The 12,258-nt window shown below is 37.7% G+C and carries 10 protein-coding genes; 5 read left to right on the top strand and 5 right to left on the bottom strand.

Annotated elements, in window-relative coordinates; genetic code table 11:
- Positions 1-470: 470 nt before the first annotated feature.
- Positions 471-2,795, top strand: a complete 2,325-nt coding sequence (helD, locus tag ACE38V_RS13185; RefSeq protein WP_375841800.1) for an RNA polymerase recycling motor HelD — start codon at positions 471-473, stop codon at positions 2,793-2,795.
- Positions 2,796-2,929: 134 nt separating this feature from the next.
- Positions 2,930-3,703, top strand: coding sequence for a TraR/DksA C4-type zinc finger protein (locus ACE38V_RS13190; protein WP_375841802.1), 774 nt, complete (start codon positions 2,930-2,932; stop codon positions 3,701-3,703).
- A 299-nt stretch (positions 3,704-4,002) separates the two neighbouring features.
- Here ACE38V_RS13190 and ACE38V_RS13195 read toward each other — a convergent pair whose 3' ends face one another.
- Positions 4,003-4,650: a glycoside hydrolase domain-containing protein gene (locus ACE38V_RS13195; RefSeq protein WP_375841804.1), complete on the bottom strand. Its 648-nt coding sequence runs from the start codon at positions 4,648-4,650 to the stop codon at positions 4,003-4,005.
- A gap of 441 nt (positions 4,651-5,091) precedes the next feature.
- Between ACE38V_RS13195 and ACE38V_RS13200 the strand changes: the two genes are divergently transcribed.
- The 3 genes from ACE38V_RS13200 to ACE38V_RS13210 all read left to right on the top strand — a co-directional run bounded on the left by ACE38V_RS13200 (position 5,092) and on the right by ACE38V_RS13210 (position 8,041).
- A complete protein-coding gene (locus ACE38V_RS13200) occupies positions 5,092-6,102 on the top strand; it encodes an ABC transporter substrate-binding protein (protein WP_375841805.1) in 1,011 nt (336 codons plus the stop codon).
- A 135-nt stretch (positions 6,103-6,237) separates the two neighbouring features.
- Positions 6,238-7,272: an ABC transporter permease gene (locus ACE38V_RS13205; RefSeq protein WP_375841807.1), complete on the top strand. Its 1,035-nt coding sequence runs from the start codon at positions 6,238-6,240 to the stop codon at positions 7,270-7,272.
- On the top strand, positions 7,247-8,041 hold the full coding sequence (locus ACE38V_RS13210; RefSeq protein WP_375841808.1) for an ABC transporter ATP-binding protein: 795 nt from the start codon (positions 7,247-7,249) through the stop codon (positions 8,039-8,041). Before ACE38V_RS13205 ends, ACE38V_RS13210 begins: the two co-directional genes overlap by 26 nt.
- Before the next feature lie 277 nt (positions 8,042-8,318).
- Here the strand turns inward: ACE38V_RS13210 and ACE38V_RS13215 are convergent, their stop codons facing one another.
- From ACE38V_RS13215 to ACE38V_RS13230, 4 genes are all read right to left on the bottom strand, one after another.
- Complete coding sequence (locus tag ACE38V_RS13215) at positions 8,319-8,921, bottom strand: class D sortase (RefSeq protein WP_375841810.1); 603 nt, start codon at positions 8,919-8,921, stop codon at positions 8,319-8,321.
- Positions 8,915-9,883, bottom strand: a complete 969-nt coding sequence (locus ACE38V_RS13220) for a processed acidic surface protein (protein ID WP_375841812.1) — start codon at positions 9,881-9,883, stop codon at positions 8,915-8,917. Before ACE38V_RS13220 ends, ACE38V_RS13215 begins: the two co-directional genes overlap by 7 nt.
- Positions 9,884-10,009: 126 nt before the next feature.
- A complete protein-coding gene (locus ACE38V_RS13225; protein WP_375841814.1) occupies positions 10,010-11,566 on the bottom strand; it encodes an ABC-F family ATP-binding cassette domain-containing protein in 1,557 nt (518 codons plus the stop codon).
- Positions 11,567-11,703: 137 nt separating this feature from the next.
- Positions 11,704-12,237: a pyridoxamine 5'-phosphate oxidase family protein gene (locus ACE38V_RS13230; protein ID WP_375841815.1), complete on the bottom strand. Its 534-nt coding sequence runs from the start codon at positions 12,235-12,237 to the stop codon at positions 11,704-11,706.
- Between the last annotated feature and the right edge of the window lie 21 nt (positions 12,238-12,258).

Genomic DNA, 12,258 nt, shown 5'->3' on the forward strand with positions numbered 1-12,258 from the left:
AATTGAGGTATATTAGTGTTAGACATAAGACAAAGTCTCCTCTCATTAAGGTTCTGGACAAACCGAGAGTACTTTGTCTTCTTTTTTTTGTCTATGATTTTTCTTACACAAACTATTTTACGTCATCAAAAAGTCGCGAAGAAATCTTGGATTATCGCGAATAAAAATCAATTTTCGCGAATATTCCTGAACGCCCCTCTTTATAAATGGTAAGGAAGCCTCAATAACGCAAGTGAAAAGCATTCAAAAAACAACATTCTTAAAAAACTGCGTTTTATAACAGCCTTTTTCATTAATCTCCAACATAAAAACCGCTCTTGCAATCTTAGCATTTCCATGCTAGACTGAAGAGCGGTGTCATATTATATTTTAAAAATAAGCATATCCAAAATACCCTATATTAACAATATCATAATATGTTCCTTTTGTCAATTAATCAAGCGAAAAAAATAGGTTTGGAGTGAATTTTTATGGATAAAGAGCAAATTGAGAAACAATTAGAACAAGAACGTGTTGATTCTGTTATAAATGAAGTCAATCACAAAATAAATGCATTAGAGAAGCATATGCAAAAGGTGGGTTCTGATGTTCAAGAAATTCGGAAAACCTTTTGGCATGATGTAACCGTTAATTTTGATGAGCCGGATGATGTCATTGAAACGTTAACGAGTATTAAACAACAGGTAGAGCTTTTATCTGAGAGGGAACGAAGCGAAGACCAAATGAAGCAGAAATTAAATGCTCTTTATCGAGTACAAAGCTCCCCTTATTTTGGCCGCATTGATTTTGAGGAAGACAATGAGAAGGAAACGGAAAAAATATATATTGGAATTACTTCTTTAATGGATCAACAGGAGGAGAATTTTCTGATTTATGATTGGCGGGCTCCCATTTCTAGTATGTATTATGATTACGGTCCAGGTCCAGCCCAATACGAAATTATGGACGGAACCATAACAGGGGAAATGTCTTTAAAAAGACAATACATTATTCGAAAAGGGAAAATCAAGGGGTTGTTCGATACTGGTGTAACCATTGGTGATGAAATGTTACGAGAAGTCTTGGGGAATAATGCAAATACACAAATGAAAAGTATCGTCGCAACGATTCAAAGGGAACAAAACCGCATTATTCGCAATGAAAAAAGTCGTGTGCTCCTTGTTCAAGGAGTAGCCGGTAGTGGGAAAACCTCTGCTGCGATGCAAAGAATTGCCTACTTACTATATCGCTATCGAAATACAATTAAATCAGATAACATCATGTTATTTTCACCAAATCCATTATTCAATAGTTATGTTGCCACTGTACTTCCTGAGCTTGGGGAAGAAAACATGCTACAAGGTACCTTTCAGGAATATATTAATTCTCGTCTAGGGAAACAATTTAAAGTGGAAGATCCATTTATGCAGATGGAAGATCTTTTATCAGCAGATGAGGAATTCCGGTACGAAGAAAGGGTTACGGGGATTCGTTATAAGGCAAGTCTCACATTTAAGGCTCATATGGATGAATATGTAAAACAATTAAGTGAAGAGGGACTTATCTTTAAAACAATATCCTTTCGTAAGAAGACGATCATTACAAAAGAAGAGATTGAAAAATATTTTTATTCCTTAAACCGACGATACTCGATCCCAAACCGCATGGTGATGGTAAAGGATTGGCTATTACAGGAACTAAAAAGGCATGCCAAAAAAGAACAAAAGGCAGATTGGGTAAAGGATGAGATACAATATTTATCAAAAGAAGAATTATTGAAATCCTATAAAGCACTGCAAAAAAATCAACAATTTACGGAATCAACTTTCGATGACTATGAGCAAGAAGAAAGATACCTTTCGAAAATGATTGTCAATCGTCATTTTAAAGGGATTGTAAAAAAGGTTAAGAATTTAGAATTTATTCATTTGCAGGAAATTTATCGCAACTTATTTCGCCAAGAAGGTTCAAGCTATACACCGAAGAAATGGACAGCAATTTGCGATTGGACTATTAAATCGATGAGAAAATCGCATCTATCCTATGAAGATGCAACTCCTTTCATGTATTTACAAGATTTACTCGAAGGAAGAAGAACGAATTCAGGAATTCGCCATGTGTTTATTGATGAAGCCCAAGATTATTCTCTATTTCAGTTTGCTTATATTAAACAGATGTTTCCATATAGTAAATTAACGTTATTAGGGGATATGAACCAAGCCATTTATACCCATTCAGATGGCCAGAAATCGATTCTTTCGGACATCAGTTTTACGAATGAGGAAACGGAGACAATTCAATTAAGAAAAAGCTATCGTTCGACACGTCCAATTGTGGAATTGACGAAAAGAATGCTTCTTGATGGGGAGATGATTGAGGCTTTTAATCGTGAGGGGAAGTTGCCAACAGCAAAAAAGGTGAAGAATAGAAGTGAACTCAAGCAACACCTGCTTGCAAAAATTGAAGAGTATAAAAAACGAGGTCATCAAACAATTGCAGTTATCTGTAAAACAGCGAAGGAAAGCAAGGAAGCGTTCGATGAAATGAAGGGACAAGTCGATGCAAGACTCATTGAAAAAGGGACAATTACCTTTGAACAGGGTGTACTTTTTATTCCATCTTATTTGTCAAAGGGAATTGAATTTGACGCCGTTCTTATTTATGATGCCTCAAACCAGCAATATTACCGAGAAAGTGAGCGGAAGTTATTTTATACAGCCTGTACGAGGGCGATGCATGAGTTGCATTTATTTTCTATCGGGGAGTTTAGTCCATTTTTCTCAAAGCAAAATGAATATTTTGTTGAAGAAAATTAATTAAGCGGAGGATCTATTTCTTTTATGCGGAAATAGATCTTTTCTTTTAATGAATGATTTCCTTCTTTTAACATTCATGGTTTCCCTTAATTGGTAAACAATAAACCTATGAATTTGAGGAGGGAGTGGCATTTATGCTTAGTAAGAAGCAATTATCAACCTTCCGTTCCCAGTTGGAAAAGGATAAGAAAGACCTCGAAGAGCATTTTAAAATAAATGACCATTTTGATTTGAGTTCTGGTCATGCACATGAGTCAGTGGGAGAGCTTTCAAGTTATGATAATCATCCTGCTGATGAAGCGACGGAATTATATGAAAGAGAAAAGGATGTTGCTTTAAATCAGCATTATAAGCTGGAGCTTTTGAATATCGACCGAGCTCTTGAAGCGATTGATAAGGGGACATATGGCCGATGTGAAGTTTGCAGCAAGGAAATTCCGCTGGCAAGACTTAAAGCTTTGCCAACAACGACCTATTGTAAAGAGCATAGTCCTGATCAAGTGACTTCTCATGATCGCCCTATTGAAGAAGGGGTATTAATGCCTCCTTTTGGAAAATTTGATATGGATTATCAAGATGAAAATGTGGCGTTTGATGCAGAGGATTCATGGCAAGAGGTTGCAAGCTATGGAACCTCTGAAACGCCTTCTGATTTTGCCGTTCCAAGAGACCATTATGATGATACCTATACGGAGGGTGAAGAAAGAATTGGTTATGTGGAGGACTATGAAAATTTTGTCGGTACGGATATTTATGGTAAAAATGTGACAGTCTATCCGAATAATCAACATGAAAACTATGAGGATGCATTGGATGAAGAAGGCATAATGACAAGCTTCGGTGATCTTCCTGCCTATGAGCATGATCCCTATGTTGAAGAGGAAGAGGAGGATGAGAAGAAAAGCTGACTTTTTCTTTCAAGTCAGCTTTTTATCCCACTCTTAACGGACAGTAAGACTCCCACTTCAAGATTCTGAGAATACGAAGAAGATAAGTGGGAGATCAACTGTCCGTAAAGGTCCGATAAGTGAAATAAGATTTTTCTTTGGGCTTCAGCCCTTAGAAAAATCAATCAGGCTTTGCGTGACTAACCATCAGTGGGGGATGAATGGCAGACTAAAAGCGCGACGTCAATCACAACGTCTGCACTAGCACGTCCTGTGCATCGAAACCCCCACTGATGGAAGTTTCACTTTATCTTGATATTCTACCAAAGTGCTTCAAAAAAACGGGAATTCACAAGGTTGGTATCAATGGGACATTGAGTCGAATCACGGCCGTATTGCCAACCCCAAACATTCCCTTTGCATGGGACTTTTCTTGGCCTAAAATCTGGAGCATTCCTTGCTTTTGTTGTACCAAGTTCCGGTTCCGCACTCCAAAGAATCACCTGATTTGCGATCTTGTTTTCCTTTGCTACTGCTTCACAATAAGCCTTACTAAACGCTCCATTTAAAGGATCATGATATATTCCAGGCTTATAGCCACTTAGGTTTATCGAATCAACAAACCCACGAATCCAATCATCATTAACTTGAATGAATTTATCAATACCAGCAAAAACGACTTTCCCTTTAGGAATACTTAGTCTTCTTGCATGGTAAACTGCATTTTGGGCAACGACTTGACCTGATTCATAGTCGGTTGCTTTGCGAAACGCACTATATATAGGAAGAATTTTGGTTCCATTTCTATGCAATAATTGGATTTCATCCAGTTGTAATCCCTCAGTTGTTTCTTGAACCGTTGCGAGATGTCTTCCCCAAAAACTTGGCTTTCCAAGTTTTTTTACGACACAATCATATAAATCTTTCGTCACCTTAGCATCTGAGTCCACTCCCCAGTAATAGGCCATCTGTCAACCTCCCTTAAACGTAAGTTTTAACTTTACATTATATGATACGAAAGAAATCTCATTCGAAAAATAGTGGAGAACCTTTATTAAATTGAAGATTTGAATAAGAGAAGAAGTTATTATTATAGCAACCATAATAATTCATTATTAAATAAATGATGTTACGTAAACGGAAAGGTATTGTCCAAAAAGAAATGAGGAGAAAAACATAGTTCTAAATAGCTAAATTTTTCATTATTCTGTTAGAAATAATTTTCTGAATATTATTGACTTTTATCACTTTAAAGTGTTAATATTACTGATATTATAAGAAGGAAAGACGACTAGTTGGCATGATGTAATTGGAGAATACTAGGAATTGATTACTATCTTTTTTTGAAAGAAAAGAAATGAAAAATGCTAGGCTAGAAAAACATTATTCTATGTAGTAGGGGGATTCAAATGAAAAAACCTGTAAAGGCTCTCACAGCAATTGTAGCAAGCGCTGCTCTTCTGCTTGCCGGATGTGGCGGCAAAGAAGCTTCAAATCAATCAAAAGATGAAGCAAAAAAAGTAGTAACGGTAGGGATTTCTCAATTTGCTGAACATCCATCACTTGATGCTGCAACAAAAGGATTTAAAAAGGCATTAGAGGATCAAGGCTATAAAGAAGGAGACAATATTAAGTTTGATGAACAAAATGCCCAAGCTGATATGAATAATACGCAAACAATTGCGAACAATTTTGTTGGAGACAAGGTGGATTTAATTTTCGCTAACGCCACACCAGGTGCAGTCGCAGCTTTAAATGCTACAAAGGACATTCCAATTGTATTTACATCTGTAACAGACCCAATTGGTGCTGGCCTTGTTAAAGCATTTGACAAGCCGGGTGATAATATTACAGGAACAACGGACAATCATCCAGATGCAACGAAAAAAACCATCAGCTTTATCACAGATGAAATTGGAGCTAAGAAGATTGGTGTAATTTATAATTCGGGAGAGCAAAATTCAGAGGTTCAAGTAAAGGCTGTTAAAGAGATTGCGGAACCAAAGGGGGCGAAGATTGTTGAAGCATCTGTCTCCACTTCAGCTGAAGTAAAGCAAGCGGCTGAATCCTTAGTGGGACGTGTTGATGCGATTTATATTCCAACAGATAATACAGTTGTTTCTGCCCTTGAATCTGTTATTTCTGTAGCGAACAGCAAGAAGATTCCTTTATTTGTAGGGGAATTAGATTCGATGAAAAAAGGCGCAGTTGCAGCAAGCGGTTTTGAGTATTACGATATTGGATACCAATCCGGACTAATGGCTGCTGATATTCTTAAAGGAAATAAAAAACCTTCTGAGATTAACGTAGAGCTACCTAAATCTTTGAAACTTGTCATTAATAAAAAAGCTGCAGAAGCGCAAGGTGTGAAGGTAAAGGATGAATGGAAGGATCTTGGAGAGTTTTACGAAGGCGAGTAAGTTCACCTTATAATTGGAAAGAACCATTTTTCTATATTGAAAAAGGCGATAAAGATTAATAATATCCCCACTTTTCTCTAAGTGGGGTTCTTATTCCCCATTATTAATGGGATGAAGAAGGAGAATGATTCTAAAGTGTTTACAGCGATTTTTGGTGCATTTGAGTCAGGAATCATCTATGCCATTATGGCTTTAGGCGTGTATTTAACCTTTCGAATATTAGATTTTCCGGATCTAACCGTGGATGGAAGTTTTGTAACAGGAGCTGCTGTTGCTTCTACCATGATTGTCAGTGGATATAATCCATTTGTGGCAACACTTCTTGCATTGGTAGCCGGATTTCTTGCGGGCTGTATGACGGGTCTCCTGCATACAATCGGAAAAATCAATTCCCTGTTATCGGGAATTTTAATGATGATTGCCCTGTATTCTATTAACCTAAGAATTATGGGAAAATCGAATGTACCTTTATTAAATAATGAAACTGCTATGACGAAGATTAGAGATGCATGGGATAAAACCGGTATCGACGATTTCTTTAATGGAATTCTAAATTCGGTTGGACTCGGCGATAGTCTTCCCCGCACATGGGGAATTTTGATTTGTATGATTGTTGTAACTTTTATCATCAAATTTCTCACAGATTTATTTTTACAAACTGAAATTGGCTTAGCTTTGCGAGCAACAGGAGATAACAAAGGAATGATTCGTAGCTTTTCTGCTAATACCAATACCATGACGGTCCTTGGACTTGGATTATCCAATGCCCTAGTTGCTTTTTCTGGGGCTTTAATCGCCCAACAAGGTGGATTTGCTGATGTTGGCATGGGAATTGGAATGATCGTGATTGGACTTGCGTCAGTAATCATTGGTGAAGCGCTATTTGGGACAAAAACGATTGCGAGAACGACTTTTGCTGTTATTGGGGGAGCCATTATTTATCGAATAGTTGTCGCTTTAGCTTTAAGAGTGGAATTCTTAGAACCAGGCGATATGAAATTAATTACCGCAACGATTGTCGTTCTTGCTCTTGTTCTCCCAAGAATGATTGATGCTTCTAAGGATAAAAGAAGAAAGGCTCTTAGACGAGCAGAAATGCAAAAATTAAGTAATAATGTATCAACGAATAGAAAGGGTGAAACCGGTGCTGCACTTAAATCAGATTCATAAAATATTCAATGAAGGCACACCAGACGAAAAAATTGCCTTGGACAATATTAACCTTAAATTAAAAGAAGGCGATTTTGTAACGGTAATTGGCAGTAATGGTGCGGGAAAGTCTACCTTAATGAATATGATCTCCGGCGTTCTCACGCCAGATATCGGTAAGGTTATTATTGATGATAAAGACGTAACGACTATCTCTGAGTATAAAAGAGCGAAATTAATTGGACGTGTCTTCCAAGATCCGATGGCGGGAACCGCTCCTAGTATGACCATTGAGGAAAACTTAGCGATGGCTTATTCACGTAATAAATCGCGAACGCTTAAAAGAGGAGTTACGAAAAAACGCAAAGAATATTTTCGCGAAGTATTAGAAACCTTGCATTTAGGACTTGAAAATCGTCTGAATGCGAAGGTTGGACTTCTTTCTGGTGGGGAAAGACAGGCATTATCCCTGTTAATGGCCACTTTTACAGAACCATCCATTCTTTTACTTGATGAGCATACAGCTGCTTTGGATCCATCACGAGCAGAGTTAATCACCAATTTAACAAAGGAAATTGTGGAAAAATATCATTTAACCACGTTAATGGTTACACATAATATGCAGCAAGCATTAGATTTAGGAAATCGCTTAATTATGATGGATAAAGGTCAGATTATTTTAGAGGTGGATGAAGCGGAGAAACAGGAGCTTACAATTGATGCACTTCTAAATGAATTCCAACGAATTCGTGGTACGCAAATGGCTAGTGACCGGGCTCTGTTGTCGTAATTTTTCGCAAAATTTGTTAAAATCGAGGTTCGTTTATCCCATTCGAAGTCCAAAAAATTGGGACCAGCTATTTTAAAAGGAAATATGGCGTCATGCAATAGAGTATTTAAAGTATTTTTTGGAGTGCTGAGCTATTCTAATGAAGTTTATGATCGTTTTCTTCATGCCTTTTAAGATACTTTTTCACAGTGTTTCGGCACTAGATTATCTAAATTCAAAAATGAGAGGGCTCATCATTTTGAGACCTCTCATTTTTCATTGCATCATTTAGAGGATTCTACTGAAATGAAATTAACTCAGCAACGACAATATATCGTTTGGGAGCATTCCCAATAAAATAAAATGGGTAACAGGTGGTTAAAGTTAATATTGCCTTTGGTTTAGGCGTAATAACAGTTTGGTCCTGGGCATCAACGATTCGGATTTTCTTGATTTTATAACGGAAGGTTCCTCCGTTTGAGTTGACAAGGATTACATCTTCCTTTTTTAATTTCTCCAGTCCACGAAAGAACGTATCACGATGGGCTGAAAGGACAGAATTATTGGATTCACCTGGAAGGGCACTGCGAGTGTAATGTCCCACCGCTTTTTTTAAAATATCACTTGAGGTACCCTCCAAGATTGGATATGTTTCCTTTAATTTAGGAATCGCTAACTCTCCGATTTTTTCTCCTTTTTTGTGCCATTTTGATATAGTATGCTTTAGTTTTTGCAGATTGTCTAAATGTAAATTCCAATTGCTCTTGTGATGCAGAATTGGAGTTTTTTTCTCAATTGCTAAATAGCTTTGGATATAAGCCATACTATTGATTGAGAAAAGGACAAGGCCTATCCCGATGATGAGGTAAGGCCCAAACTTATTTAAATATTGTTTTAACATAGTTGTTTTTTCATCCGGATTTTTCTCCAATATACAAATCCAATGCCCATTAGAATCAGTATGATTCCTATTAAAATGTTCAAGCCATAAGGTGATGCTGTATCTGGAAGCGTTTCATGTCTAAGTTCTGTTAATTGTCCAGCTAGTTCCCCAATGCCTGTTAGTTTGTCCGCTGCATTAATCACAAAATCATTAGAGAGCATTTCCTTCGATACTTGCATGTCTAAAAGCATTTCGTTATTTTCGTTGTAGAGAGCAATTAATAAGGCATCACTTGGAAATTCATTCATTGAAGCAAGTGTACGAAAATTCACTGCTTTCTTGGTATTCCCATCGACAAGATAGAATTTTGGATAGATGTTAATTATATTCATCACATCTTTCCAAATTGAAACCACTTCATTGAGCTGGGCATCTGTTAGCTCTGCTTCCGGATCAAGCATGAGCAAGGAATCCAGTCTTGCACTTATTTTTTCCATTTTTTCTTCTAATTCTGTTTGATCCAGATCTTCAAAATGCTTAAATAATTTGTTGCTTTCTTCTTCGGTAACTCCTATTGCTTCAATAAAGTCCTCTAATTCGTCAATATTTTCCTGATTATTGATGTAAAACTCAATGGAAGCATCCAGCTCTTCAATGGACCAGTGATCCTCAATCGTCATCCCGAATTCCCCTAATAATTCATCTAAATCTTTTCTCGCTAAGCCATAATCAGCTAAGAGGCGATTCAAGCTCTCTTCAGTTATTGGTGTTCCAATCATGGTGCTTAAATCCTCTTTTGAATCAAAATCATTTAAGGTTAATTCATAGTAATGTAGAAATTGCTGGAACTTTTCCTGATCCCAGCCTTTTTCTGCAAGGACTTCGTTCGCCTCTTGTTCTGTTATGGCAGCGAGGACATGTGTAGAGAAAAAAGAAAATAATAGGGAAGAGATAATCAGAGAATAAATATGCCTTTTCATAGGTGACCCTCCACATTTGTTCTGTAATGGTATTGTTTGTCAACCTATGGAAAAATACACATCTTTTCGTAAACAAGAAAAATAAAAACAGCTTCCCAATCGGGAAGCTGTTAAGGGAGATTTTTATTATTGATTGGCCATAAGAGCCCATTCTTCAACATTCCAAACCTTTGTCACCCAGTCCTCATAAAAATCGGGCTCGTGGCAAACAAGGACCACGGTTCCCTTATAGGCTTTAAGTGCTCGCTTTAATTCTTCTTTGGCAATGACATCTAGATGGTTGGTTGGTTCATCGAACAGGAGCCAGTTGCTTTCATTCATTAATAGCTTGCAGAGGCGCACTTTTGCCTGTTCTCCACCACTTAATTGATTGAGCGGTCGAGAAATATGCTCGTTTTTCAAGCCACAGCGAGCAAGTGCAGCCCGAACTTGATGCTGATCAAGGGATGGAAAATCATTCCACACATCATCGATTGGTGTAATATTGCCTGCTTTGACTTCTTGTTCAAAATAAGAAGGGTAGAGGAAGTCTCCTCGCTCGATTTTTCCGTTTAATGGTTGAATTTTTCCAAGCATGGTTTTTAATAAAGTGGATTTCCCTACGCCATTACAACCAACAACAGCAATCTTATCTCCGCGTTCGATGGTCATTGACATTTTAGGCAATAGTGGATGATCATAGCCAATTTCAAAATCGGTGCCCTCGAAGACATAACGCGAGCTGCCGCGTGCCTCTTTAAATTCAAACGTAGGCTTCATCGCGGTTTCTGGACGGTCAATTCGTTCTAAGCGGTCCAATTGCTTTTGCCGGCTTTTCGCACGTCCAGTTGTAGAGTAGCGAGCTTTATTTTTTGCGATAAAATCTTCTTGCTTTTTAATAAATTCTTTTTGTTTTTCATATGCTTGAATATGCTGATTCTTATTGATTTCAGCGAGCTCAAGAAATTTTTCATAGCTGGCTGTGTAGCGGGTAAGCTTTGAGAATTCTAAATGAAAAATGGTATTCGATACAGCATTCATGAACTCTGTATCATGGGATATTAATAGGAAGGCGTATGGATAGTCTTTTAAATATCCAGTTAGCCAACGAATATGTTCCACGTCCAAATAGTTGGTGGGCTCGTCTAATAGGAGAACCTCTGGCTTTTCTAGTAACAGTTTGGCAAGTAATACTTTTGTGCGCTGTCCGCCACTTAATGCGGCAACGTCGCGATCTAAACCAATCGCATCCAAGCCAAGACCTCTTGCAGCTTCTTCGACCTTCATATCGATAGAATAAAAGCCGCCTGCATCAAGGCGATCCTGAATCTTCCCCATTTCTTCAAGAAGTTCTTCTAACTCATCAGGTGTTGCCTCGGCCATTTTGGAGGTCACCTCGTTAAGGGCCGCTTCTTGTTCAAAAAGGGGAAGAAAGGCATCTTTTAAGACATCGCGGATCGTTTTTCCAGGGGTTAGGACGGTATGCTGATCTAAATATCCATACTGAACGCTCGGAGTCCATTCGACTTTCCCATGATCATGGATTAATTGATTGGTAATAATATTCATTAATGTCGATTTACCAACGCCATTGGCACCAACTAAACCGACATGATCTTCTGCCAGTAAGCGAAAAGAAACATCCTTAAAGAGAACACGGTCTCCAAAGGTATGACTCAATTTTTCTACAGTTAATAAGCTCATTCATTTATTCCTCACTTTGTTTAGGAAATCTCATTTTCTTATCATACAAGAATTTCTCTAAGAAAACTAGATGGTTTTCGTTGACAAGGATAAGGAAATAATGACAACGAACTTAGTGTTCGAGAGAATCCAAGACTTTAATCATTTGAAACCGTTCTTCCATGATAAAACTCAATGGCTGGATTTAGCTCATTTTTTTTGGCAGTTAATTTTTTGCAAGGAATTTTTAAAATCTTTGTTTCACTTCCCAGAGGGGAACGGTATTTCTCAATATGAGTTTTGGCAAGTGGCTGCTGATAATATCCTGGTACGTATTTATCGAGAAGCAGCTGCATCGCTGCTGTAGCCTCGTCGAGATTATCGATTTGTTCGACTTGACCAAAAATCAGGACACTGTGATAAGCAGTATCTGTTTTGGCAGGGACAGGATTCGTCATCGTTCCCAAATCTAAACTTACCGTAAAGCATGCATGATTATTTTTCTTTAGAACGTCCATTTTTCTTCCTTCTGAGGCACCGTGAAAATAAATGGTATTATGATGCCATACAAAATTTAGTGGGATCACATATGGCTCTTCTCCATCTACTAATCCGAGATAACCCGTTTTTGTTTTTGCTAAAAATCGATTGATTTCCAATTCACTGTTCCACTCCAATGTTTCTTGTCTCAAGGCATTTCCTCCTCTATGTAA

This window comes from Cytobacillus sp. Hz8, from assembly GCF_042263505.1.
In the GTDB taxonomy this organism is placed as follows: domain Bacteria; phylum Bacillota; class Bacilli; order Bacillales; family Cytobacillaceae; genus Bacillus_BE.

Coding starts and splice junctions, on each gene's coding strand:
- ACE38V_RS13200 (WP_375841805.1), top strand. CDS start 5,092: ATGAAAAAACCTGTAAAGGCTCTCACAGCAATTGTAGCAAGCGCTGCT.
- helD (WP_375841800.1), top strand. CDS start 471: ATGGATAAAGAGCAAATTGAGAAACAATTAGAACAAGAACGTGTTGAT.
- ACE38V_RS13225 (WP_375841814.1), bottom strand. CDS start 11,566: ATGAGCTTATTAACTGTAGAAAAATTGAGTCATACCTTTGGAGACCGT.
- ACE38V_RS13195 (WP_375841804.1), bottom strand. CDS start 4,650: ATGGCCTATTACTGGGGAGTGGACTCAGATGCTAAGGTGACGAAAGAT.
- ACE38V_RS13220 (WP_375841812.1), bottom strand. CDS start 9,883: ATGAAAAGGCATATTTATTCTCTGATTATCTCTTCCCTATTATTTTCT.
- ACE38V_RS13190 (WP_375841802.1), top strand. CDS start 2,930: ATGCTTAGTAAGAAGCAATTATCAACCTTCCGTTCCCAGTTGGAAAAG.
- ACE38V_RS13215 (WP_375841810.1), bottom strand. CDS start 8,921: ATGTTAAAACAATATTTAAATAAGTTTGGGCCTTACCTCATCATCGGG.